This is a genomic window from Vibrio sp. 03_296, from assembly GCF_002265885.1.
In genome coordinates this window covers 1-24,697 of sequence record NZ_NPKW01000014.1, presented here as the reverse complement: position 1 = coordinate 24,697, position 24,697 = coordinate 1, and the positions used below count along the sequence as shown (strand labels likewise).

At 46.8% G+C, this 24,697-nt stretch carries 20 protein-coding genes and 1 pseudogene; 8 read left to right on the top strand and 13 right to left on the bottom strand.

Annotation, left to right across the window (positions count from 1 at the left end; genetic code table 11):
* Positions 1 to 62: 62 nt before the first annotated feature.
* The 5 genes from mtnN to CIK04_RS01045 all read left to right on the top strand — a co-directional run bounded on the left by mtnN (position 63) and on the right by CIK04_RS01045 (position 4,195).
* Entirely contained in the window at positions 63 to 758 is a 696-nt protein-coding gene (gene mtnN / locus CIK04_RS01065; protein WP_097352427.1) for a 5'-methylthioadenosine/S-adenosylhomocysteine nucleosidase, read from the top strand.
* Positions 759 to 769: 11 nt separating this feature from the next.
* The gene (locus CIK04_RS01060; RefSeq protein ID WP_097352426.1) at positions 770 to 1,723 is read left to right on the top strand and encodes a cobalamin biosynthesis family protein; all 954 of its coding nucleotides are present in this window, start codon (positions 770 to 772) and stop codon (positions 1,721 to 1,723) included.
* Positions 1,723 to 2,541, top strand: coding sequence for a vitamin B12 ABC transporter substrate-binding protein BtuF (gene btuF, locus CIK04_RS01055; RefSeq protein ID WP_086016752.1), 819 nt, complete (start codon positions 1,723 to 1,725; stop codon positions 2,539 to 2,541). The genes CIK04_RS01060 and btuF overlap by 1 nt, the downstream gene beginning before the upstream one ends.
* A 71-nt stretch (positions 2,542 to 2,612) precedes the next feature.
* The gene (locus tag CIK04_RS01050) at positions 2,613 to 3,233 is read left to right on the top strand and encodes a TRIC cation channel family protein (protein ID WP_026130518.1); all 621 of its coding nucleotides are present in this window, start codon (positions 2,613 to 2,615) and stop codon (positions 3,231 to 3,233) included.
* Positions 3,234 to 3,349: 116 nt separating this feature from the next.
* Positions 3,350 to 4,195 (top strand): LysR family transcriptional regulator, encoded by an 846-nt coding sequence (locus CIK04_RS01045; protein WP_017421313.1) that lies wholly within the window; start codon positions 3,350 to 3,352, stop codon positions 4,193 to 4,195.
* On the opposite strand, the gene CIK04_RS01040 is transcribed toward CIK04_RS01045, so the two are convergent.
* Positions 4,146 to 4,925, bottom strand: coding sequence for a TSUP family transporter (locus CIK04_RS01040; protein WP_097352453.1), 780 nt, complete (start codon positions 4,923 to 4,925; stop codon positions 4,146 to 4,148). The two genes, CIK04_RS01045 and CIK04_RS01040, sit on opposite strands and share 50 nt — an antisense overlap.
* A gap of 249 nt (positions 4,926 to 5,174) precedes the next feature.
* Here CIK04_RS01040 and CIK04_RS01035 point away from each other — a divergent pair.
* Together CIK04_RS01035 and CIK04_RS01030 are read left to right on the top strand one after the other, a co-directional pair.
* Positions 5,175 to 6,075: pseudogene (locus CIK04_RS01035) on the top strand (hypothetical protein).
* Positions 6,068 to 6,529, top strand: a complete 462-nt coding sequence (locus tag CIK04_RS01030) for a hypothetical protein (RefSeq protein WP_097352425.1) — start codon at positions 6,068 to 6,070, stop codon at positions 6,527 to 6,529. Before CIK04_RS01035 ends, CIK04_RS01030 begins: the two are co-directional and overlap by 8 nt.
* Before the next feature lie 105 nt (positions 6,530 to 6,634).
* Here the strand turns inward: CIK04_RS01030 and carB are convergent, their stop codons facing one another.
* From carB to secA, 5 genes are all read right to left on the bottom strand, one after another.
* Positions 6,635 to 9,868, bottom strand: a complete 3,234-nt coding sequence (gene carB, locus CIK04_RS01025) for a carbamoyl-phosphate synthase large subunit (RefSeq protein WP_017421310.1) — start codon at positions 9,866 to 9,868, stop codon at positions 6,635 to 6,637.
* A gap of 16 nt (positions 9,869 to 9,884) precedes the next feature.
* On the bottom strand, positions 9,885 to 11,024 hold the full coding sequence (gene carA, locus CIK04_RS01020) for a glutamine-hydrolyzing carbamoyl-phosphate synthase small subunit (RefSeq protein WP_017421309.1): 1,140 nt from the start codon (positions 11,022 to 11,024) through the stop codon (positions 9,885 to 9,887).
* Between the two features lie 481 nt (positions 11,025 to 11,505).
* Entirely contained in the window at positions 11,506 to 12,315 is an 810-nt protein-coding gene (gene dapB / locus CIK04_RS01015; protein ID WP_097352424.1) for a 4-hydroxy-tetrahydrodipicolinate reductase, read from the bottom strand.
* Positions 12,316 to 12,408: 93 nt separating this feature from the next.
* Positions 12,409 to 12,807 (bottom strand): 8-oxo-dGTP diphosphatase MutT, encoded by a 399-nt coding sequence (gene mutT, locus CIK04_RS01010; RefSeq protein WP_026050484.1) that lies wholly within the window; start codon positions 12,805 to 12,807, stop codon positions 12,409 to 12,411.
* Between the two features lie 65 nt (positions 12,808 to 12,872).
* Positions 12,873 to 15,596, bottom strand: a complete 2,724-nt coding sequence (gene secA / locus CIK04_RS01005) for a preprotein translocase subunit SecA (RefSeq protein ID WP_017421305.1) — start codon at positions 15,594 to 15,596, stop codon at positions 12,873 to 12,875.
* Positions 15,597 to 15,927: 331 nt separating this feature from the next.
* Here secA and CIK04_RS01000 point away from each other — a divergent pair, with 331 nt between their 5' ends.
* Positions 15,928 to 16,386: a DUF721 domain-containing protein gene (locus CIK04_RS01000; protein ID WP_026050483.1), complete on the top strand. Its 459-nt coding sequence runs from the start codon at positions 15,928 to 15,930 to the stop codon at positions 16,384 to 16,386.
* Positions 16,387 to 16,451: 65 nt separating this feature from the next.
* On the opposite strand, the gene lpxC is transcribed toward CIK04_RS01000, so the two are convergent.
* From lpxC to ftsW, 7 genes are all read right to left on the bottom strand, one after another.
* On the bottom strand, positions 16,452 to 17,369 hold the full coding sequence (lpxC, locus tag CIK04_RS00995) for a UDP-3-O-acyl-N-acetylglucosamine deacetylase (protein WP_017789418.1): 918 nt from the start codon (positions 17,367 to 17,369) through the stop codon (positions 16,452 to 16,454).
* A 98-nt stretch (positions 17,370 to 17,467) separates the two neighbouring features.
* Positions 17,468 to 18,682 carry a cell division protein FtsZ gene (ftsZ, locus tag CIK04_RS00990; protein WP_017421302.1) on the bottom strand — a complete coding sequence of 405 codons (1,215 nt, stop codon included), beginning with the start codon at positions 18,680 to 18,682 and terminating at the stop codon, positions 17,468 to 17,470.
* Between the two features lie 32 nt (positions 18,683 to 18,714).
* Positions 18,715 to 19,977 (bottom strand): cell division protein FtsA, encoded by a 1,263-nt coding sequence (gene ftsA / locus CIK04_RS00985; protein WP_011078660.1) that lies wholly within the window; start codon positions 19,975 to 19,977, stop codon positions 18,715 to 18,717.
* 10 nt (positions 19,978 to 19,987) lie between these two features.
* Positions 19,988 to 20,755 (bottom strand): cell division protein FtsQ/DivIB, encoded by a 768-nt coding sequence (locus CIK04_RS00980; RefSeq protein ID WP_017421301.1) that lies wholly within the window; start codon positions 20,753 to 20,755, stop codon positions 19,988 to 19,990.
* 191 nt (positions 20,756 to 20,946) lie between these two features.
* A complete protein-coding gene (gene murC, locus CIK04_RS00975) occupies positions 20,947 to 22,407 on the bottom strand; it encodes a UDP-N-acetylmuramate--L-alanine ligase (protein WP_097352423.1) in 1,461 nt (486 codons plus the stop codon).
* 13 nt (positions 22,408 to 22,420) lie between these two features.
* On the bottom strand, positions 22,421 to 23,488 hold the full coding sequence (murG, locus tag CIK04_RS00970; RefSeq protein ID WP_039540676.1) for an undecaprenyldiphospho-muramoylpentapeptide beta-N-acetylglucosaminyltransferase: 1,068 nt from the start codon (positions 23,486 to 23,488) through the stop codon (positions 22,421 to 22,423).
* The gene (gene ftsW, locus CIK04_RS00965) at positions 23,475 to 24,668 is read right to left on the bottom strand and encodes a cell division protein FtsW (RefSeq protein ID WP_026050481.1); all 1,194 of its coding nucleotides are present in this window, start codon (positions 24,666 to 24,668) and stop codon (positions 23,475 to 23,477) included. The genes murG and ftsW overlap by 14 nt, the downstream gene beginning before the upstream one ends.
* Positions 24,669 to 24,697: the final 29 nt, after the last annotated feature.

Below are 24,697 nucleotides of genomic sequence, written 5' to 3'. Positions count from 1 at the left end.
TGTGACAGAGCTTTGCTATACTCTCGCCAATTCTATGTTTGTTTAAAAATTAAGAGATTGATATGAAAGTCGGTATTATCGGTGCCATGCAACAAGAAGTGGCCATCCTTAAAGAAGCAATGACCAACGCACAAACCGTAAGTAAAGCAGGTTGCACCTTCTATTCAGGTCAAATCAATGGTGTTGAGGTTGTGCTACTGCAATCCGGCATTGGTAAAGTTGCTGCCGCGATTGGCACCACTATCCTTCTCGATGAATATCAGCCAGATATGGTGCTCAACACCGGTTCTGCAGGTGGCTTTGATTCTAGCCTTAACCTTGGTGATGTGGTCATTTCGACTGAAGTCCGTCATCACGATGCTGACGTGACCGCATTTGGTTACGAAATGGGCCAAATGGCAGGTCAGCCAGCCGCTTTCATTGCCGATGAAAAGTTGATGAACTTGGCTGAAAAAGCGTTAGAGCAAATGGATGGACAACACGCGGTTCGTGGTCTCATCTGTACTGGTGATGCATTCGTTTGTACCGCTGAGCGTCAAGCCTTTATCCGTCAACACTTCCCATCCGTGATTGCGGTTGAAATGGAAGCGTCTGCCATTGCACAAACTTGCCACCAGTTCAAAGTGCCGTTTGTTGTCGTGCGTGCAATTTCAGATGTGGCTGACAAAGAATCACCAATGAGCTTTGAAGAGTTCTTACCTTTGGCAGCCAAGAGCTCGTCAGAAATGGTCTTCAAAATGTTGGAACTGCTGAAGTAATAGCCATACCTATGACAGAGCTGTTTGATCAACTCTATGCCAACGGTGCGCTCCTCATTCTCTGGGGAGCGTTACTGTTCCATCTTATTCTCCCGATTCCACGCTCCTCGCATCCCGTCACACTCTGGCACAAATTTGCCGAACTGTTGGCAGACAAAGTCAATACCCAGCAAAGCTATCAACAGAGCCTCATCTCAGGTAATTTGGCGTTATTGTTGATGCTGTTTCCTTGTTTAGCGGTTCTGTTTGCTTTAAAACCTTTGGTTTGGCAACCGCAGCTATTTGAACTTGCGTTGCTGCTGTTGGCGCTCGATTGGCGCAGTAACGAGAGCCTTGCCAAAGCGCTGATTCGCGCCATGGCCAATGAGGATAAACCTGCAGCAAGAAGCCTATTGGCCCCCTACCTCAATCGAGAAACCACCACCCTCTCCCAACTTGGTATCGGCAAAGCCGCTGCAGAAACCTTGATTATGGGATATGGGAGAAATGTCGTTGGCGTTCTCTTTTGGTTTGCGCTTTCAGGTGGCATTGGGGCATTGATGTATCGCCTCACTGTTGAACTAGCAAGAGCCTGGTCACCAAGTCGCGCCAACTATGCGCCATTTGGTGTGGCCGCCGTGCGACTCGCCGCAGTACTGGATTTCATTCCGCTGCGTTTATTTGCCCTAATGATCCTGCTTGGTAAACACGCGGGTCAAACGTGGCAAGGCATTCGTCAACAAGCCGCATCTTGGCCGTTGCCCGGTCCAGCTTGGTTACTGTGTGCTGTGGGCAACAAGCTGCAACTCTCTTTGGGTGGGCCAGCCATTTATCAAGGCAAAAGAGCCGAGAGAGCCAAAATTGGTGGACGTATTGCGCCTTCAGCGCTTCACATAGACCAACTGCAACACCTACTCGCACGCCGAATTATTATCTGGATTCTCCTGCAAAGCCTACTATTCGGACTGATTTATCAAGGAATCTGATGAAATACTTCTCTCCTCTTTTTCTCCTCGTCGCGACCACCAGTCAAGCTGCACCAATCGAGCGAGTGATTAGCCTGGCACCACACGCCACCGAGATCGCCTACGCAGCAGGGCTTGGAGATAAACTGATTGCCGTTAGCGAGATGAGCGATTACCCAGAGGCAGCAAAAACGTTAGAGAAAGTCTCCAACTACAAAGGGATTAACTTAGAGAAAATCATCACCTTAAAACCGGATTTGATCATCGCTTGGCCGGCGGGTAACCCTGCAAAAGAGCTAGAAAAACTCGAACAGTTTGGCTTTAAGATCTACTACTCACAAACCAAAACTTTGCAAGATATCGGCGATAACATCGAGCAACTCAGCCAATACAGTGACGATCCGACAATCGGCCTAAACAATGCTCGAGAGTACAGGACTCGTCTCGAAGCGCTAAAAACACTGTACCAAGCTCTGCCTAAAACACGCTACTTCTACCAACTTAGCGACACGCCGATCATCACCGTTGCGGGGCAAAACTGGCCGACAGAGGTCTTTCGCTTTTGTGGCGGCGAGAATGTGTTTGATGGTGCATCGGCACCGTATCCTCAAGTCAGTATTGAGCAGGTAATTCTAAAGAAACCCCAAGCCATGTTTGTTTCTCCTCACGCGATTCAAAATAACGGCATGTGGAGCCCTTGGGTTGAGGAGATTCCAGCGTTAAAAAATCGCCATTTTTGGCAGCTCAATGCAGATTGGTTAAACCGACCAACGCCTCGTACCTTACTGGCGATTGAACAAGTCTGTGAGCACTTTGCCAGCATCGAGCAAAAACGCTAACGTTTGGCTGGAAAATTTCGTACAATTTGCCCCCATTTTCTGTTCCCTCACATTTTAAGGCATTAAGTAACATGGACTCCATGCTGCTGTATTTAATCGATTTATTTGGCACCGCAATCTTTGCTGTTTCCGGCGTTCTCTTGGCCGGTCGGTTAAAGATGGATCCTTTTGGTGTTGTCGTCTTAGGTAGCGTAACCGCCATTGGTGGCGGCACCATTCGCGATATGGCCTTAGGCGCAACCCCCGTCTTTTGGATCAAAGACACTACCTATCTTTGGGTCATCATCATTACTTGCGTACTAACCATGTTAGTGGTTCGTCGCCCTAAGCGACTCTCTTGGTGGATACTGCCTGTCTGCGATGCCATTGGCTTGGCGGTATTTGTTGGGATCGGTGTCGAGAAAGCCCTCGCCTATCAAGATTCAGCAATGGTCGCGGTGATCATGGGCGTCATTACTGGCTGTGGTGGCGGTATTATTCGCGATGTGTTGGCGCGTGAAATTCCAATGGTGTTGCGAAGTGAAGTGTATGCGACTGCCTGTCTTGTTGGTGGGATATTCCACACCTCTGCCCTAAGCCTTGGCTATGATCACTCGACAGCCTTATTGGCAGGAGTGTTTTCGACCTTGATCATCCGCTTGGGTGCCATTCGCTGGCATTTATCATTGCCTACATTTGCACTAAACAAATAATCTGTGTTGGCCGAACGCTCACATCGGCCAACTTCACAACCCATCATCTTTTCACTTGGCAGCCGACTTACCTCTGGTTAAAGTGATCCATCCATTCCCATTTATCATAGATCATCATGCTACTTGAAGGCATCGAAACGTTATTGGTTCTGCATAAAGAAAAGACCATGAGTCGCACCGGCAGCCAGCTCTATATTAGTCAATCTGCTGTCAGTAAACGCATTGCGAATCTTGAGAAAAAGCTTGGCAAGAAACTGATTGAACCTGACGGACGCCATATTCGTTTAACCGCTGACGCTCAAGCCTTAATAAAGAGCATTGAACCGAGTTTTAATGAACTGCGCGGGCAGATCTACGATCAGCAACTTATCGAAGATAATGCATTGATTAAAATCGATTGTTCAGAGACGCTACTGGCTGGCTATTTGAACAATGCGATGGAAGCGTTGTACCAGCAGGATCGTCACCTTTCCTTGACCACCAACCACACACCTAGGATTGTGGAACACGTCCAGTCAGGCAAAGCCACACTCGGATTTTGTGCCGGCTATTTACCGCCAAATCATGGATTGATGACTTTCCACCTTTTTGATGAGTCTTTTAGCATTATTAGTAAGTACCCACTTACTGAACTACCAAAAGCAATCATAACCAATGACCTCAACAATCCCGCCAATACCTATCAACTGGCTGCATTGTCAGCGGTGGGTGTGACGCCCTTGATGCAAATGGACTCTTACACCGCTTCAGCCCAGCTCGCCGTGGGGGGAATGGCGCCAGCCCTAGTGCCAAAGTCAGTGATTAATGCGTTACGCATAGATCCACAGTATTGCTATCACTTTGACGAGCTTAGCCATCTTACTCGCCCGGTGACGATATGCTGCCGAGCCAAAAGCCATCAAAACAGCCGAGTTAAAACAGTGATAACAACCATTGCTGATGCTGTTGCCAAAGCAGTTTAGAGGCCATTGCCATCGACATCACAATGACCAGAGGACGGATCCATTTGTGTCCTTTGGTCACCACCACTTTTGCCCCTAAGCGTGCACCAATAAAGCCCCCCACAGCCATCACTAAGCCCACTTTCCAGACAGGCAATCCCGCCAGAACAAAAAACAGTAATGCCGCGATGTTGGAGGTAAAATTGAGCACTTTGGTTCGCGCAGTAGCTTCAACGAGGGAAAACTGCCCAAGCGCAACAAAACAAACGGTAAAGATCGATCCCGTTCCTGGGCCAAAAAAACCATCATAGAAACCAACGCCACCACCAACCGACAGTGCAAACATCGCCTCCGATAACTTTGGCTGTCCCCCAGTATTGCGGGTGGGTGGCGCGAGTAAAAAATAGAGAGAAATCGCTATTAGCAGCACGGGAATCAAGCTGGTTAACACACTAGCATCAATCACTTGAACAAGCTCTGCACCGATAGCCGCACCGATAAAGGTACATGCGATGGCGACTTTCATCTCTTTTAAACTGACGATGCCATTACGGACAAAATATAAGCTGGCTGAGAAACTACCGAATGAGCTTTGCAACTTATTGGTCGCCAATGCTTGCGTTGGGCTCAACCCTGAAGCCAACAACGCAGGAAGAGTAAGCAGCCCACCACCACCTGCCATGGCATCAATAAAACCCGCCACATAAGCAACAAAGAACAGTGCTGCCAACATCTCAATCGTTATGTCCAATTCAAGCATCCTTTTCAAAGAGGAAGAGTAAAGAACAAGACGGTAACATCAAAAATAGCGAGGTAAAAAGGAAACCCAAGACAGCAATCCATTCCTAAAATTCATCAATCAGACAATGAAAGACATAATGCATCAAACATATCAGTTACATTTCCAATTGAGATCGCTCTCAAGCGCATTTAAATTTTTTGAAGGTAACGAAAAATGTGGGCTTAATCCTATCAACTAAAACACATCGAAATCAAAATCATGGAAGCTTTGAGGATTCGCCCATCAATAAAAGAGCAGCAATTACGCGCTCGCATCGAGCAAACAGTTAACTTAAAACAACTGTTCAAAGTTATCGACTCTAGGCCAGAAACTTCGGGAGCTGGAGTTATATATATCGCTGGTGATTCAACATTAATCTCTCTTCGAAAGTTCAACTCAAGTTGTCGCGTTAATCCTATTAACATTGTTTTAAAAGAGCCGACATATCCTATGTTGGCTGATAACTACGCCAAAGAACTTAAGTCTTCGAATAGAGAGTCTAAATTGGCTTCTGAACTTATTGGAGCCAGCCTAAGTTGTGCCTCAGCAGTTTTAGGTTGGGTGGTGGTAGTTGGTAGTGTTGGTGCGGTACCAATCTCTGGAGGCACAAGTGCTGCCGTTACTTATTTGGGATACGGCGCCGCAGTAGCCTCGACACTCCAATGTATGGTAGGCATAGGTAGAAGTGGAGCTGAGCACTTTTCCCCTGATAACCTCGATGAGCTCGACTCACAGGCTTGGTATCTAAATACGTCTAAAGCCCTAGATTACATATCTCTCGTAGGTGTTGGAGCATCCGGGACAGCCACTAAGCAATCTACAAAAGAGCTCAGGAAAGAGCTTAAATGAAGTGTTAAAGGGCTTAAATCGGCACGAACGAGTAAGGCTCACTAAAGAAATTTCAAAGCAAAACATCCCAAACTTATCATCAAAAGCCTATAAACAACTAGTACGTTCAGGGAGCGTTAAACGAAGATATTCTTCACAAGAAATCAGTAATGCAGTCCGACTTCAACTAAAAGATGCCATAGGTGCAACTATCAGTTTCGTTGGCAGCGCAACTTCCGGTAACGTTGGGGCTATTGCTGTGGGTATCTACGAGGAGCTTTCCGTTGAGTAGTAAGGAAAAAGAAGTATTCGTTCTATCCTCTAAAAGCATTGTCACAGCTTTAAGTACGATAATGCTTTTAACAATAGGGTGTGGGCTAAACATATTCTTTCTGGATCAAATCATCGATATTTCGACTACCTACGGCCCATTCTACTTATGGGTGATAATGATGGGACTTGGCGCTCTTTTGGTAACGATTCCATATGGGATGATCATTATCCATGGTTTTAAGCACCTAAATCCAATCAATATTTTTAATGCCACGATACAGATTTTCATCGTGGCATGTTTTGGTATTTCAGAATCAAAAATAGGAGATCTGTTCTGGGCAATAGCTTTCGCTCCCCCTGTTAGCGCCATTTATTTAATGAGCACACCGTCCTACAAAAGCTTCATAAGCTTCTACCATGAGCTAGCTCTAAGTCGTAGAGCTCATCGACGACAAGTTAAAGATCTCAAGTAAGTAGAACCACTAACTTAATTTAAACAAAAAAAGCCCGCTCAAATGAGCGGGCAATGAGGTTGTCATATAAGCCGTTATAGTTATGAACTCAGGGCTTACTGATTATTACGCTTTCAAACTTGCTTGCACTTGCGCGTGTAGTTCCTGCACCGACGTCACGCTTGCTTTCGCGTCCGCCGTATGAGACATACAGGTTGCAAATGCCGCGTTAAGTGTCGTGGTGTAGTTCACTTTCTCTGCAAGTGCGCCACGGCGTAGAACTTTCGAATCTTCAATCGCTTGACGACCAGCCGCCGTGTTCACGATGTAGGTGTATTCGTTGTTCTTGATACGGTCAAGAATGTGAGGACGACCTTCGTGCACTTTGTTTACTAGGCGTGGGTTGATGCCCGCTTCACCTAAGATCACTGCCGTACCGTGTGTCGCATCCAGCTTGTACCCTAGTTTCAGTAGTTTAGACGCTAGGTCAACCACACGTTGCTTGTCGCCTTCGCGTACAGAAAGCAGCGCACGACCACCTTCAGGATACACATTGCCACAACCCAGTTCTGCTTTCGCATACGCTTCTGCAAAAGTTGCACCCACGCCCATCACTTCACCCGTTGAGCGCATTTCAGGGCCCAATAGTGGGTCAACGCCAGGGAACTTGTTAAATGGCAGAACCACTTCTTTTACAGAGTAGTAAGGCGGAATAATCTCTTTGGTGAAACCTTGCGATTCCAGAGACTGACCAGCCATAACTCGTGCAGCGATTTTAGCCAATGGTGCACCGGTCGCTTTGGACACGAATGGAACGGTTCGTGCAGCACGAGGGTTCACTTCGATGAGGTACACTTCGTTGTCTTTTACGGCAAACTGCGTGTTCATTAGGCCACGAACGCCCAACTCAAATGCCAGCTTTTCAACTTGCTCACGCATCTTGTCTTGGATTTCTTGGCTTAACGTGTAAGCAGGCAGTGAACATGCAGAGTCACCAGAGTGAACACCCGCTTGCTCGATGTGCTCCATGATACCGCCAATCACCACGCGCTCACCGTCACAGATAGCGTCGATGTCGACTTCAATTGCATCGTCTAGGAAGCGATCCAGTAGAACTGGCGATTCGTTCGACACGCTAACCGCTTCGTTGAAGTAGCGACGTAGATCTTGCTCGTCATAAACGATTTCCATCGCGCGGCCACCCAGTACGTAAGATGGACGAACGACCAATGGGAAGCCAATTTCACGTGATTTCTCAACCGCTTGCTCCATGGTGGTCACAGTTGCGTTCTCTGGCTGTAGCAGGCCTAAACGGTCAACCGCTTGTTGGAAACGCTCACGGTCTTCAGCACGGTCGATAGCATCTGGGCTAGTACCGATAATGGGTACACCCGCCGCTTCTAGCGCACGCGCCAGTTTCAGTGGCGTTTGACCACCATACTGCACGATCACACCTTTTGGTTTTTCAACGCGTGCAATCGCCAACACATCTTCTAGAGTAACCGGTTCAAAGTAGAGACGGTCTGAAGTGTCATAGTCGGTTGATACGGTTTCTGGGTTACAGTTCACCATGATGGTCTCGTAACCATCTTCGCGTAGCGCTAGCGAAGCGTGTACACAGCAGTAGTCAAACTCAATACCTTGACCGATACGGTTTGGACCACCGCCCAGAACCATGATCTTTTCTTTATCGGTTGGGTTCGCTTCACACTCGTCATCATAAGATGAGTACATGTAAGCCGTATCCGACGAGAACTCTGCCGCACAGGTATCAACGCGCTTGTATACTGGGTGGATGTCGTACTGGTCACGTAGACGACGGATTTCGCTTTCAGCCACACCGAGTAGTTTTGATAGGCGAGCGTCTGAGAAACCTTTACGCTTCATTTGACGAAGCACATCTTGAGTCAAACCAGCAAAACCACCCGCCTTCACTTGTTCTTCTAGTTTCACAATCTCTTCGATTTGAACCAAGAACCAGCGATCAACGTTAGTTAGATTAAACACACCATCAACAGACATACCCGCACGGAATGCATCGGCAATGTACCAAATACGCTCAGCGCCCGCTTCTTTCAGCTCGTGGCGAATTTTTGTCAATGCATCAGGAGAATCAAGATCGACCATCTCGTCAAAACCTGTTGCACCCACTTCTAGACCGCGCAGTGCTTTGTGCAGTGATTCTTGTTGGTTACGGCCAATGGCCATCACTTCACCCACTGACTTCATTTGCGTCGTCAAACGGTCGTTAGCACCAGCAAATTTCTCGAAGTTGAAACGAGGGATCTTAGTCACTACGTAGTCGATGGTCGGTTCAAATGATGCTGGTGTCGCACCACCTGTGATGTCGTTTTGTAACTCATCAAGCGTGAAGCCAACTGCTAGTTTCGCTGCAATCTTCGCAATAGGGAAACCCGTTGCTTTTGACGCTAGAGCAGACGAACGAGATACACGTGGGTTCATCTCGATGATAACCATACGGCCATCTTTCGGGTTGATACCAAACTGCACGTTTGAACCACCTGTCTCTACACCGATTTCACGAAGTACCGCTAGCGACGCATTACGCATCAGTTGGTATTCTTTATCTGTCAACGTTTGAGCCGGTGCAACGGTGATAGAGTCACCGGTGTGAATGCCCATTGGGTCAAAGTTTTCGATAGAACAGACGATGATACAGTTGTCCGCTTTGTCGCGAACCACTTCCATTTCGTACTCTTTCCAACCGATCAAAGATTCATCGATAAGCAGTTCATTGGTTGGCGACAGGTCAAGACCACGGCGACAGATTTCTTCGAACTCTTCTTTGTTGTACGCGATACCACCACCCGTACCACCCATGGTGAATGATGGGCGAATGATACATGGGAAGCCAACCATATCGAGCACTTTGTACGCTTCTTCCATGGTCTTAGCTGTATCAGCACGAGGACACTCTAGGCCGATAGATTTCATCGCTTTGTCGAAGCGAGAACGGTCTTCCGCTTTATCGATGGCATCGGCGGTTGCACCGATCATTTCTACGCCGAATTCCGCTAGCACACCGTGCTTTTCAAGCGCAAGCGCACAGTTTAGCGCCGTCTGACCACCCATGGTTGGTAGAACCGCATCTGGACGCTCTTTTTCGATAATCTTGCGTACCACTTCCCATTGAATTGGCTCGATGTAGGTCGCATCCGCCATATCTGGGTCTGTCATGATGGTCGCTGGGTTCGAGTTTACTAGGATAACTCGGTAACCTTCTTCACGTAGCGCTTTACATGCTTGTGCGCCTGAGTAGTCAAACTCACAAGCCTGACCGATAACAATTGGACCAGCACCTAGGATAAGAATGCTTTGAATGTCAGTACGTTTTGGCATTGTCTACTACTCCAAATTAAGCGCTGTGTTGTTTAATCAGTTCGATGAAATGGTCAAATAGCGGAGCTGCGTCGTGTGGACCAGGGCTCGCTTCTGGGTGACCTTGGAAGCTGAATGCTGGCTTGTCTGTGCGGTGGATCCCCTGCAAAGAGCCATCAAAGAGCGATACGTGAGTAGCACGTAGGTTATCTGGTAGTGTTGCTTCATCAGCGGCAAAACCGTGGTTTTGCGAAGTAATCATCACCACATTGCGGTCTAAATCTTTTACAGGATGGTTTGCACCGTGGTGACCAAACTTCATCTTCACCGTTTTCGCACCTGATGCCAACGCGAGAATTTGGTGGCCAAGACAAATACCAAATACTGGTAGGCCTTTTTCTAGGAACACTTTGGTTGCTTCAATCGCATAAGTACAAGGCTCTGGGTCACCAGGGCCATTTGATAGGAAAACACCATCTGGGTTTAGCGCTAGAACGTCTTCTGCCGACGTTTCAGCTGGCACGACCGTTAAGCGGCAGCCGCGGTCAACCAACATTCGTAAGATGTTGCGTTTTGCGCCGAAATCGTAGGCAACCACGTGATATGGCAATTCGCTGTCGTCTTTCGCTTCTGGAAGTCCACCCTCAAGCGTCCACGAACCTTGTTTCCATTGATACGCTTCTTTTGTTGTAACCTCTTTCGCAAGATCCATTCCTTTTAAACCTGGAAATTCTTTTGCTTTCGCCAGTGCCAAAGCTTCATCTAGGTTGTTACCTGCAACGATACAACCATTTTGTGCACCTTTCTCACGCAGAATACGAGTGAGTTTACGCGTATCAATATCAGCAATGCCGACAATGTTTTGCGATTTGAGGTAATCAGAAAGGGATTGTTCACTACGGAAGTTGGAAGCGATAAGAGGGAGATCGCGAATCACAAGGCCTTGAGCATGAATGGAAGAGGATTCTTCGTCTTCGGAAGTGGTTCCGGTATTGCCAATGTGAGGGTAAGTAAGAGTAACGATTTGCTGGGAATAAGAAGGATCAGTGAGGATTTCTTGATACCCCGTCATCGAGGTATTGAAAACGACTTCTCCAACGGAAATACCATCTGCGCCGATGGACACTCCGCGGAACACTGTCCCATCTTCCAGGACTAACAGTGCTGATTTACTCAAGACAACCTCCAGAATAAAAATGCATAAAAAATAAATTAAACTGCAAATCTGCCCTATCTATCACCAGAAAAGTGTGATTTTGGGGAATTCAGACAAATTGGCGGTATTCTAAAGACACTCTTGATACATGTCAACATTTCGCTTCTAACAAAATATCACTTTAGAGCATCTAGGGTGAAAAACAGCAAAATAGCCCCAAAAGTATAACTTTATTCAGCCCCAACCACCCAATTCATGAAAATTTTATGAAACGAGCAAAAACCAAGCAAACCCAGATCACATTTTTTATTTACACCAAAAAGCAAACGTTGCGCAAGATTCAATTACACTTACTTTCTAGCACTTCAGAACAAAACGAAGTCAAACAACTAGAAATAACACATTAACTTAACACTAGGAAGACAAGAACTTTGATCAAACTTTAAGGAAAAGTAGCGCAGACAAAAGAAGCGCCAGCATTGGCTGGCGCATAATTATTTATTTACAGGTCCTTAAGCCCAAGGACATCTGTCATGGTATAAAACCCGGCAGGTTTTTCGTGCAGCCACACCGCGGCTTTGACGGCACCATTAGCAAATGTCATACGGTCTGTTGCTTTGTGGGTAATTTCTACACGCTCACCAATATCAGCAAACATCGCGGTATGCTCGCCAACGATATCCCCTGCTCGAATGGTCGCGAAACCAATTTCGTCCTTGGTTCGCTCTCCAGTGATCCCTTCACGAGCATAGACGGCAACATCACTGAGCTTATTCCCCATGGCACCAGCAATCGCCTCACCCATACCAATGGCTGTACCCGATGGAGCATCCACTTTGTGGCGGTGATGCGCTTCAACAATTTCGATGTCACAGTAATCGCCCATCACTTTCGCCGCTTTTTCAAGCAGCTTGAAAACAAGATTCACGCCCACAGAGTAATTTGGCGCCATGACCACAGGTACCTGTTGCGCGACCTGATCGATCTGCTCACGTTGCTGTTCGGTAAAGCCAGTGGTCCCAATCACAATACTCTTGCCATATTGTTGGCAAAGCGCCAGATTGTTCAAAGTGCTTGCTGGAGCGGTAAAATCAATAATTACGTCAAATTGATCAATTTGTTTGGCTAAATCATCGCAAACCACAACGTCAAATTTACCTTCACCGCATAGTTCACCAAGATCGACACCAACCAGTGATGATTCTGGACGCTCTGAGCCAGCAGCAACCTTAGCAGCCTGATTGTGATGCGCAGCTTTTACTAAATTGCGGCCCATACGACCCGCAGCTCCTGCAACTGCAATTCTTACCATTGCATATTTCTCCGTGTTTCTGGATCTGCCAAACAGGGCAAATCGATCAAATAGGTTCTTAAACTATCAACTATTGCAAAGAGAGACCAGATCTCAAGCGAACTCTTTTAGCACTCTTTCAAGAATTGGTACGTTCGCTTCTGGAAACGGGTAACGGCTAAGTTCTGCAACCGCCACCCACGCTCCCTGTTGTCCTTCTCTACCATAAGGCTGACCGTTAAAATCCGTGACTGCGATAAAGTCAAACTTGAGTGATTTATCTGGGTAATCGTACTCTAAATGCTCAAACAGCTGTTGTTGAGTCGCCGTAATACCGATTTCTTCTTCAAGTTCACGTACCATGGCTTGCTCTATGCTTTCACCTTCTTCGACTTTGCCTCCAGGAAACTCCCAAAAGCCGCCTTTGTGTTTATCATCCGGACGCTTGGTAATGTAAACCTGGCTCTTGTCTTGATTGAAAATAATCGCCGCAACAATATGGATACGTTTCATCATTTTTTCCTTAAAAAAAGAGCCGCCTAAGCGACTCTTAATTGATTACATTAATTAGGCTAACACTAATTGATTTGACCGTGACACTGTTTGTATTTTTTGCCACTACCACAAGGGCAGGGTTCATTACGACCTACTTTACGCTCGTCACGGACCACTGGTTGGTGATGCCCTTCATCAGAGTCATCAGCAAGCTGACTTTGAGCTGAGGCATGTTGAGCTTGCGCACGACGAGCCGCTTCTTCAGCTTGTGCACGACGCTGAGCCTCCATACGCTCAACTTCTTCTTGCTGCTGAACGCGTACTTTCGACAAAATCATCACAACATCAGATTTCAATGTTTCAAGCAAGCCTTCAAACAGCTCAAACGACTCACGCTTGTATTCCTGTTTCGGGTTCTTTTGTGCATAGCCACGAAGATGGATACCTTGACGCAAGTGATCCATCGCCGCCAAGTGCTCTTTCCACAATGTATCCAACGTTTGTAACATCACGGATTTTTCGAAGTTACGCAGCACTTGTGCGCCAACGACTTCTTCTTTCGCTTTGTAGACTTCAACCGCGGTATCAATAACTTTTTCACGTAACGCTTCTTCGTAAAGCTTATCGTCTTCTTCCAACCATTGCTTCACTGGAGCATCGATATCGAAATCGTTCTTCAGGCGTTCTTGTAGGCCTTCAAGATCCCACATATCTTCCAATGATTGAGGTGGAATGTATTCATCGATGACGCCTTGAAGCACATCAACGCGATTGTGTTCGATCATATCGCTAATGTCATCAACACTCATCAACTCATCACGTAGCTCATACACCACTTTACGCTGATCGTTCGCCACATCATCGTATTCAAGCAGCTGCTTACGGATATCGAAGTTACGGCCTTCCACTTTGCGTTGCGCTTTTTCGATAGAGCGAGAAAGCATCTTAGATTCGATCGCTTCTCCTTCTTCCATACCACTTTGAATCAATGCCGCCATACGATCCGAAGTAAAGATACGTAGTAGTGAATCTTCCATAGAAAGGTAGAAACGAGATGAACCGGCATCACCCTGACGACCTGAACGACCGCGCAGCTGGTTATCGATACGGCGAGATTCGTGACGCTCAGTACCAATGATGTGTAGACCGCCCGACTCAAGCACTTGATCGTGAACCAGCTTCCACTCTGCTTTGATTTCATCAATCTGCTCTTGCGTTGGGTTAGTCATCGATTCAACTTTCGCTTGCCAACTACCGCCTAGCACGATGTCCGTACCACGACCAGCCATGTTGGTTGCAATGGTCACCGCACCCGGTTTACCGGCTTCTGCAACAATTTCCGCTTCTTTTTCGTGGAACTTGGCATTTAGAACATTGTGTTTAATTTTCGCTTTCTTCAGTGCATTCGAAAGCAGCTCGGATTTCTCGATAGAAACCGTACCCACAAGTACAGGTTGACCTTTTTCTACACGCGCTTTGATGTCTTCAATAATGGCAGCAAATTTCTCTGCTTCAGTACGGTAAACAACATCAGGCATGTCGTTACGGATCATTGGCTTGTTGGTTGGGATAACCACTGTCTCAAGACCGTAAATCGATTGGAACTCGAACGCTTCGGTGTCCGCTGTACCTGTCATACCAGACAGTTTTTCATACAGGCGGAAGTAGTTCTGGAATGTAATCGAAGCCAAGGTCTGGTTTTCGTTTTGGATCTTAACGCCTTCTTTCGCTTCAACGGCTTGGTGAAGACCTTCAGACCAACGGCGACCTGGCATTGTACGGCCAGTGTGTTCGTCAACAATCACGACTTCGCCGTCTTCGTTTACGATGTAGTCCACGTTCTTCTCAAACAGAACATGCGCACGTAATGCCGCGTTAACGTGATGCAAAAGGCTGATGTTGGTTGGAGAGTACAATGTATCTCCCTCTTCCATTAGGCCATTTTTCACCATCAACTCTTCCACAAACTCTTGGCCTGTTTCCGTTAGATGCACTTGCTTCGATTTTTCATCGACGGTGTAGTGGCCATCACCACGATACTCTTCAGAGTCTTCTTTATCTTGCTTCTGCAATAATGGAATCAGCGCATTGATACGCGTGTAAAGCTCAGAGCTATCTTCAGCAGGGCCAGAAATGATAAGTGGTGTACGCGCTTCATCGATCAAGATCGAGTCCACTTCATCGACAACGGCAAAGAAGCGTTCACGCTGAACACGATCTTCATTGCGGAAAGCCATGTTGTCACGTAGATAGTCAAAACCAAACTCGTTGTTGGTTCCGTATAGGATATCGGCTTGGTACGCTTCTTTTTTCGCAGGATGAGGCATGTTTGGCACATTAATACCAACGGTCATTCCTAGAAACTCAAATAGAGGGCGGTTGGTTTCTGCGTCACGCTTCGCCAAGTAATCATTGACGGTAACAATGTGAACACCTTTACCAGCGAGTGCGTTAAGGTAAGCAGGAAGAGTTGCGGTTAAAGTTTTACCTTCACCCGTACGCATTTCAGCGATTTGGCCTGCATTGAGAACCATACCACCAATTAACTGAACGTCGAAATGACGCATACCGTAAACACGCTTTGATGCTTCGCGAACGGTAGCAAATGCTTCAGGTAATAGTTGATCAAGCGTTTCGCCTTGTTCTAGACGTTGGCGAAACTCAACCGTTTTTGCTTTTAATTGTTCATCTGAGAGAGCCTCAAAGGTCGGCTCGTAGTTGTTAATCTCTTTAACAATCTTTCTAAGGCGGCGCAGTGTGCGATCGTTGCGACTACCAATCACCTTTGTCAGTAGCTTAGTTATCATTTCTTATGAATCTCTCTTTGTTAGACCATTTCGGCCTACGATAAATGCCTTCAGTCTCTACCAGTTTTAAACTAAGGATACTGAGATAAATCATGTAACTCAGATATTGTACTGACGAGCTATTTTTTCAAGGCTAAGGTGGCAAATAATGTCGTCTAGTGTAAGGATTTTTCGTTAAGACAACCATCACAAACCCCATTTGTTTGAAGCGCTTTGAAGTTTTTATTGTTATTGGCGATGGATTCACCAGTGAAATAACGCCAAAGCAACTTGAAGCAGGCTTAAGTGGTAACTTAGAATGCATGTATGGATGTTTTTTTAGGTGCCTATCATGCGTGATCATCGCCCCACCTCAACACAAGAACTTATTGACGGTAGCGGTAGCTCGCTACAAAAGATCCAGCATCATGCGTGCGAGATACTCGAGTTGAATAAAGTGTTAGCAGAGTTGCTGCCAAATGGGACTGCACAGCATTGCCGAGCGGCAAATTTACGTCAGGGATGTTTGATCCTCGATGTCGCTAGCGCGGCGATCAAAATGAAGGTTGATTACGATCGTTTGACGATCCTGAATGCTTTACGCTCTCGTGGATTTGCTAAATTAATGGCCATCGAAGTTCGCATTAATCCCGGTCTATATCAGCAAAAAGCGCCTAAGGATCAAAAGAAACGCGAGCCGATCTCGCAAAATGCTGCAAATGCTTTAACTATGATTGCCGAAATGGCACCGCCAAAAGTGAAAGCTCGTCTCGAGCGATTGGCTGCAATGGCAGAGAAGAAATCGAGTTGAACTTTGATTTGTTAACAAAGCAAAAAGCCAGACAGATGTCTGGCTTTTCTTTATTCATTCGCTTGTTACGCTAAAACCATATTCGGTTCAGCAAAGGCAACTGGAGAACCAACTTCTTCTTCAAACGTTGTCCATTCCCAAGCTTCTTGGTCTGCCAACACTGCACGTAGCAACTGGTTATTTAAACCATGTCCGGATTTGTATGCGCGGAACTCACCAATAATCGCATGACCACACATGTAAAGATCACCGATCGCATCCAACACTTTGTGCGTAACAAATTCGTTTTCGAAACGAAGGCCTTCTTCGTTAAGAATGCGGTAATCATCCAACACAATCGCGTTGTCAAAGCTACCACCCAGCACTAAATTTTGTGACTGGAGATATTCAATGTCACGCATAAAACCAAAAGTACGTGCACGAGAGATTTCACGAACAAAACCTTGCGTTGAGAAATCGAACAACAGACGCTGCTCATCAGAATCGATTGCAGGGTGGTTAAACTCGATTTCAAAATCCATGCGAAAACCATTAAATGGAACAAATTCAGCCCACTTGTCACCGTCTTCAAAACGAACTGGTTTCTTAATGCGGATAAAACGCTTCGCTGCATTTTGTGTCTCAATGCCTGCTTGCTGAAGCAAGTAAACAAATGGACTTGCGCTGCCATCCATAATTGGAATTTCAGGTGCATCAACTTCAATGATGATGTTGTCGATACCCATACCCGCAAGCGCTGCGTTCAAATGCTCAACTGTAGAGATACGAACGCCTGCATCATTAACGAGTGCAGTACACAACATAGTGTCACGAACAGAAGCAGGATCAGCAGGAAAATCTACCGCAGGCGTTAGATCAGTGCGGCGATAAACAATGCCAGTGTTTGCAGCTGCAGGGCGAAGAGTTAATGTGACTTTACGACCAGAGTGGAGACCCACACCAGTTGTTTTCACAATTTCTTTCAGAGTACGTTGTCTGATCATCTGATTGCCTCTTTGAAGTGCTACAAATCACGGTCGTCTAAGACGCCGACCGTGAATGCTACCACAATTTTGAACAGTGTCAAATTTGTGCCTGAATATTAATCAGCCTGACGACGTAAAAATGCCGGAATATCCAAATATCCGCTCTCTTTTTCCTGCTTAGGCGCCGTATTCTGGCTGCCTGACGCTGTAGAAGAGGAAACAGGCGTCGATGGCTGAGGAGTAACCTGAGGTCTTTCCTGCAAAGTTTGTGCCGGTTTTTCTTCCACCTTCGCAGCCACAACAGGTTGTGGTGCTGCAGTTGGTTGAGCGACTTTAGCTTTACCACCTGAAACTAACGTGATGTCTGGTTTCTTATCGTTACCGATACCGGTAGCAACCACCGTCACTCGAATTTCATCCGCCATGTCTGGATCAAGTGAAGTACCGATTACGACTGTTGCGTTATCCGAAGCAAACGCTTTAACCGTATTACCCACTGTTTCAAACTCATCTAGACGCATGTCTAGACCAGCGGTAATGTTAACCAGTACGCCACGAGCACCTGCAAGGTCGATATCTTCGAGAAGTGGACTAGAAATAGCCATTTCCGCCGCTTCTTCTGCACGATCTTCACCTTTTGCCACACCGCTACCCATCATCGCGTGACCCATCTCAGACATCACTGTACGAACGTCCGCAAAGTCCACGTTGATCATGCCAGGGCGAGTAATGAGCTCGGCGATACCTTGCACTGCATTTTTTAGTACATCATTCGCGCTAGCAAAGGCTTCCAACAAAGTGATGCCGCGACCAAGCACTTTTAGCAGCTTTTCGTTTGGAATGGTGATCAATGAATCAACATGCTTTGATAACTCATCGATACCTTGCTCAGCAAACGCTAAGCGCTTCTTTCCTTCGAAACTGAACGGCTTGGTTACTACTGCAACCGTAAGGATGCCTAGCTCTTTCGCAACTTCTGCAATAACCGGAGCAGCACCTGTACCAGTACCACCGCCCATGCCAGCTGCGATAAATACCATATCGGCACCAATCAGCAATTCTTTAATTCTTTCTTTGTCTTCAAGAGCTGCGTCACGACCAACTTGTGGGTTTGCACCTGCACCCAGACCTTTAGTGATGTTGCCACCAATCTGGATCACATTGCCCACACTTGTCTTACGAAGTGCTTGTGCATCCGTATTGACGCTGATGAACTCCACGCCTTCGATGGATTCACGCACCATGTGTTCTACAGCATTACCGCCGCCGCCACCAACCCCAACGACTTTAATTACAGCATCGTCAGACATTTCCATCATCGGTTCAAACATGTGTTATCTCCGTTTTTCCTGCAACTCTCAGGTTAAAACTCTTTTTGTATCCAATTACGCAGCTTGCCAAACAAGCCAGTGACTGCCGAACGTTTAGGCTCGTTGTAGTCACTATCATCGCTTGAGCGCATATCTCGTGCGTAATGAAGTAATCCAACTGCCGTGGAATGATACGGCTCTTTTACATAATCAGTTAAGCCACTCACTTCTAGTGGCTTACCAACGCGAACTTGATTGCGGAACACTCGCTCCGCACATTCTACTAAACCTTCAATTTGGGCTGCCCCTCCGGTGAGGACAACTCCCGCAGCAAGATGGTGCTTAATTCCATCTTCACGCAGCTTCATTTGAACAGATTCAATAGTTTGGTTAACTAATCCCATAAGTTCAGAATAGCGCGGTTCAATCACCTCAGATAAAGTTTGACGTTGCAAACTCCGAGAGGGACGCCCACCAACGCTTGGGACGTTAACCGTATCATCCTTGCTGACTAGCTCACTCAGAGCACAGCCATATTTCACTTTGATCTCTTCGGCATCACTCACGGGTGTACCAAAGGCAAAAGCGATGTCGCTGGTGACAGCATTGCCAGCATAAGAGAACACTTCAGTGTGTCGAAGTGCACCGCCCGTCCAGATTGCTACGTCCATGGTGCCTGCGCCGATATCGACCACACACACACCCAGCTCTCTTTCATCTTCTGTAATGACCGCATTGCTTGCCGCCAAACCAGAAAAGACAATTTGCTCGACTTTTAAACCACAACGCTCTACCGCTTTAATTATATTACGCGCCATGTCGTTGTGGCAGGAAATAAGATGAACACTTACTTCCATTCTCACGCCAGACAAACCAAGAGGGTTTTTAATGCCTTCTTGATAATCGATAGTGAACTCTTGTGGAATCACATGAAGGATTCTCTGCTCATCACCGATTTTAATGGATTTAGCTGTATGTATAGCACGATCCATATCTTCTTGTGAGACTTCTTCATCGGAAATGGTACCCATGCCCTTTTCTATGCGGCTGGCAATATGCTTCCCCGATAAAGAAATAAATACGTTGCTGATTTGGCACTCAGCCATCATTTCAGCTTGATCGATCGCTCTCTGGACAGATTTCACCACAGATTCAAGATCGTTCACGCCGCCTTTATCCATACCACGAGATGGGCTACTGCCTGCTCCAATGATATTAATTTGACCATCAGGCAGAATTTCGCCTACCAGAGCGGATACGGTTGCAGTGCCTATATCAAGACCAACAATAATGTTGTCATCGGCGGTCTTAGTCATCTGTACTCTCTTATTCTGACTCTTGCTCTGGGAACCAACCAACAGCGGCTCCCGTGTCATACCTGAGGTCAACATAGCTGACCTTATCAGCTTTGCTGCCTAATTGGCGATAGAGCGAAAAAAACCTCGCCACTCGCTCATCCAAAGACTCTTTGCCTAATTCAAGGCGAATACCATTATCTAGGATAATTTGCCAAGCGCGTCGGTCATTTAATACTAATGAAGAAATCGATAAGCCTAACTTACTAAACTCAGGGTTCATTTCTCGATACTTTTTCAGTACCTCAACCCCAGTCGCAACTGGCCCGTAAAGTTTGACTCTCTCTTCATTCAGTTGCGCGACGTCACCATCAAAGACCATTCCATCTTGATTGAGTAATGCGTTGCCATTCCAAATCGCCGCGGCACGGTGCTCGGTGATAAACACTTTCACCGTATCTGGCCATTGCTTGCGAATGGATGCATGCGCAACCCAAGGCAAGGCTTCCACGCTTTCTTGCAACACCGAAACGTCTTGCGACATAAAGGTGCCGATATGAGTAATACTGCCAAAGGCATGCTGCACATCATCAGCTGTGACGTACTGCAAATCCCCTTGCAGAATTATCTTTGATAAAGGCAGGCGTTGGTCATCCCACATCCAACTCAAGGTTGAATACAAAATTGAGCCGATTAAAGCGACAACCAATACGAAAAATGCAGCGCCAATTATTTGGTGCTTTTGTCTCTTCCAGTGCAAGGGAAGTACATCAGCTTCATCAACTGCTATTTCTGTCAAAGTTAACGCTTCCTGACTTTGTTCAAATACTCTTTATTCAGCGGATATTCGCGAGCGAAAAGTAATGACTTTAACTTCGGGATTATACTGAGCTCTTGTAAACTATCAAACATTGATAGAGAGAAATCGCAACGAAGTTATCGCAAATACGAGATCTGCGTTACTAACTGCTTAATATCCGCCACAAATGGCTATTTTGCTTTCATATTACTGATATTTAGCTCAAGTGCAGCCAATTGACGGGCGACTTTACCAATATCCCCCGCACCTTGTGCTAATAACAGATCGCCTTCTTGTAAAATGTTCGCCAATACCTCTGGCAATTGCTGGGTATCAGCAACAAAAATAGGATCGATTTTTCCACGGCTGCGAATCGTGCGGCACAATGAACGGCTGTCCGCTCCAGCGATCGCTTTTTCACCCGCCGCGTATACATCCAACATGACCAGCACATCAACCTGCTCAAGCACGTTTGCGAAGTCATCGTAGAGATCTCGGGTACGGCTATAACGGTGGGGTTGGAAAATCATCACTAGACGTTTGTCTTGCCAACCATTACGAGCGGCATGAATGGTCACATCCACTTCGGTTGGGTGATGGCCATAATCATCAACCAGCATTACGTTTCCATTGCCTGTTTCGAACTCACCTAGATGTTCAAAACGGCGACCAGTGCCCTGAGTACCAATCATGGCAGCAAGGATCGCGTCATCACCAATTTCATCTTCCGTTGCCACAGCAATGGCTGCAGCGGCATTCAATGCATTGTGGCGGCCAGGAATATTCAGGGTAATATCCAGCGCTTCGCAATCTTTGCGGACCACGGTGAATTTTCCTTGCTGGCCTTCTTGGCGATAATTTTCAATACGAACATCGGCATCTTCCGAGAAGCCGTAAGTAATGACTTGACGACTGATGCGAGGGATCAGCTCGCGAATCACCGGATCATCATTACAAACAATCGCCTGACCATAAAATGGCAAATTGTGTAAGAAGTCGATGAAGGTTTGCTTCAGTGTTTCGAAGTCACCGCCATAGGTATCCATATGGTCAGCTTCAATGTTGGTGACAATACACACCATCGGTTGCAAATGTAAGAACGACGCATCACTTTCATCGGCTTCAGCAATCAAAATGCGGCTAGAACCTAAACGCGCATTGGTGCCTGCACTTTTTACCAGGCCACCATTCACGAACGTTGGATCCAGTCCCGCTTCTGAATATATTTGCGTTACCAATGCTGTCGTGGTGGTTTTACCATGCGTACCAGCAACGGCAATGCCGTGACGAAAACGCATCAGTTCTGCCAACATTTCTGCACGGCGAACTACCGGAATACGAGCTTCACGCGCCGCTTTAACTTCTGGGTTCGCTTCATTGATCGCTGTTGAGACAACAACAACACTCGCCTCTGCAACATTCGTCGCTTGGTGGCCGATATACACTTTTGCCCCTTTTTGAGCCAAGCGCTCAGTAACGGCATTTTCTGCAATATCAGAGCCGGTGATTTGATACCCTTCATTGAGCAACACTTCGGCGATGCCGCTCATGCCTGCACCACCAATCCCAATGAAGTGGATGGATTTCACTCGGCGCATCTCTGGGACCATAGCGCGAATCTGTGCAAGATCTTGCTTGTGTTGAATAGTCATTAACCTGTTCTCTTTATTTCTGTTCAGTTAGGGCGACAATCGCATCCGCCACAACTTGGTCGGCATTATTTTGTGCTGCTGCTCGGGCGTGAAGCGCCATTGAGAGCAATGTATCTCGACCTAATTTTTGAATTTCTCCCGCAAGCTTATCCACCGTCAGTTGTGGCTGCTCAATCATCAGCGCGGCTCCGCATGCCACGAGATGATCTGCATTCAACGCTTGTTGACGATCTTTGTGCATAAATGGGATAAAAATGGCCCCTACGCCAGCGGCAGAGACTTCCGATACGGTCAGAGCTCCAGAGCGACACACCAATAGGTCGGCCCAAGCGTATTGCGCAGCAACGTCATCAATGAACTCGCTCACCTCAACGTGCTCAACGCCTGCTTGTTGATAGGCCAGACGCACTTCATCTGCACTGCCTTTACCCGCTTGATGGCGAATCTCAAAACCAGAACCGAGTTGCGCCATCACTTGAGGCATGGTTTGATTGAGGATTCTGGCACCTTGGCTGCCACCCATCACTAAAATGCGTACTGCACCGTCTCTATCCTGCATTCTCTGCATGGGTTCAGGAAGGGCAACGACATCTTCACGTACCGGATTACCTACGACTTGTGCATCTTTAAACGCCCCCGGAAAGGCCTGAAATACCTTTTTAGCGATTTTCGCTAGCCAGTGGTTGGTTAGCCCTGCCACCGCATTTTGCTCATGCAGGACCACTGGAATGCCAGATAGCCAAGCAGCAATACCACCAGGACCACTTACGTAGCCGCCCATCCCTAACACCGCATCCGGCTGCCAACGCTTAATGTGTGCCTTCGCTTGAAAAATAGCATTGAGGATTTGGAAAGGCGCCAAAACAAGGCGTTTGATGCCTTGGCCACGCAAGCCTTTGACTTGAATGAAATCGATATCGATACCATGTTTTGGCACCAACTCTGCTTCCATACGATCCGCTGTTCCGAGCCAGCGGATTTCCCAGCCTTGTTGCTGCAATTTTTTCGCCACCGCCAAGCCAGGAAAAACGTGTCCACCTGTGCCTCCTGCCATGACCATTAATCTTTTATTCTTTTTCATCTGTCTGTAAGTCTGCTTTATTGCCCATCGAGATAAGTCGGCATTCATGATCAATTCTCAGAAGAATCGATACAGCGATGGACATAATAATTAAACTCGAACCACCGTAACTGATCAGCGGTAACGTAAGACCTTTGGTAGGGACCATCCCCGCTGCTGCCCCTACATTAACTAGGGTTTGAAAAGCGAACCAGATACCAATACCAAAAGCGAGATATCCACCAAACTGCAATTGATGTTCAAACGCTTTTTTACCGATAAACACCGCTTTGATCACTAGGCTAAAAATGAGCGCTAAGATCAGCACCACGCCAATGAAACCAAGCTCTTCTGCCATGACAGCAAACACGAAGTCGGTGTGAGCTTCCGGCAAATACTCTAGTTTTTGAATCGAGTTACCCAAACCTTGACCAAACCATTCACCACGACCAAACGCCATTAATGATTGAGTCAACTGATAGCCGCTACCAAATGGGTCTTCCCAAGGATCTAAGAAAGACGTCACACGTCTTACACGATACGGTTCGATGAGAATCAATCCTACGACTGCGGTAATCCCAGCGACCATCAACGCCAGAAACTGACTCAATTTGGCTCCAGCGATAAAAAGCATGCCAAACAAGGTCACCAACATAACAACGACCGTACCCAAGTCTGGTTGCCCAAGTAGCAATAGCGCTAACGCGCCAAAAACCATAATGGGTTTCATAAAGCCACCAAAAAAGGTCGCTCTAACTTCATCCTGTTTACGAACCAAATAACCGGACATGAAGATAAACAGTGCAAGCTTGGCCACTTCCGCTGGCTGCAGGTTAAAAAGCCCTAGAGGGATCCAGCGTGACGCGCCATTCACCGATTTACCCGCAATTAAAACCACCACCAGCAACGCAAATGCGATGCCCAACAAATAGTGGCTATGGCTTTGCCACTTCTGCAGTGGGATTTGCAACACTACCGCGGAGGTGCCCAACGCCAAGCACAAAAAAGTGGCGTGGCGGAACATAAAGTGAAAAGGCTGATCCGTCAGACGAGAGCTGATAGGAAAGGATGCCGATGTCACCATCACCAGCCCCGTCAGCATTAAACACAATGCAATCCAAACCAACTGCCTATCAAACAAGGCGTCTGGTGGTGAGTGGCGAAACCAGCCGAACAAATTGTTTTTGATATTACCTACCATCACCAAACATCGTGCCTTGTTAAAAATCA

Bases quoted from the DNA above. Each gene is read 5' to 3' on its own strand.
- mtnN (WP_097352427.1), top strand. From the start codon at position 63: ATGAAAGTCGGTATTATCGGTGCCATGCAACAAGAAGTGGCCATCCTT.
- CIK04_RS01060 (WP_097352426.1), top strand. From the start codon at position 770: ATGACAGAGCTGTTTGATCAACTCTATGCCAACGGTGCGCTCCTCATT.
- btuF (WP_086016752.1), top strand. From the start codon at position 1,723: ATGAAATACTTCTCTCCTCTTTTTCTCCTCGTCGCGACCACCAGTCAA.
- CIK04_RS01050 (WP_026130518.1), top strand. From the start codon at position 2,613: ATGGACTCCATGCTGCTGTATTTAATCGATTTATTTGGCACCGCAATC.
- CIK04_RS01045 (WP_017421313.1), top strand. From the start codon at position 3,350: ATGCTACTTGAAGGCATCGAAACGTTATTGGTTCTGCATAAAGAAAAG.
- carB (WP_017421310.1), bottom strand. From the start codon at position 9,868: ATGCCAAAACGTACTGACATTCAAAGCATTCTTATCCTAGGTGCTGGT.
- dapB (WP_097352424.1), bottom strand. From the start codon at position 12,315: ATGGTAAGAATTGCAGTTGCAGGAGCTGCGGGTCGTATGGGCCGCAAT.
- mutT (WP_026050484.1), bottom strand. From the start codon at position 12,807: ATGAAACGTATCCATATTGTTGCGGCGATTATTTTCAATCAAGACAAG.
- secA (WP_017421305.1), bottom strand. From the start codon at position 15,596: ATGATAACTAAGCTACTGACAAAGGTGATTGGTAGTCGCAACGATCGC.
- CIK04_RS01000 (WP_026050483.1), top strand. From the start codon at position 15,928: ATGCGTGATCATCGCCCCACCTCAACACAAGAACTTATTGACGGTAGC.
- lpxC (WP_017789418.1), bottom strand. From the start codon at position 17,369: ATGATCAGACAACGTACTCTGAAAGAAATTGTGAAAACAACTGGTGTG.
- ftsZ (WP_017421302.1), bottom strand. From the start codon at position 18,682: ATGTTTGAACCGATGATGGAAATGTCTGACGATGCTGTAATTAAAGTC.
- ftsA (WP_011078660.1), bottom strand. From the start codon at position 19,977: ATGACTAAGACCGCCGATGACAACATTATTGTTGGTCTTGATATAGGC.
- murC (WP_097352423.1), bottom strand. From the start codon at position 22,407: ATGACTATTCAACACAAGCAAGATCTTGCACAGATTCGCGCTATGGTC.
- murG (WP_039540676.1), bottom strand. From the start codon at position 23,488: ATGAAAAAGAATAAAAGATTAATGGTCATGGCAGGAGGCACAGGTGGA.
- ftsW (WP_026050481.1), bottom strand. From the start codon at position 24,668: ATGGTAGGTAATATCAAAAACAATTTGTTCGGCTGGTTTCGCCACTCA.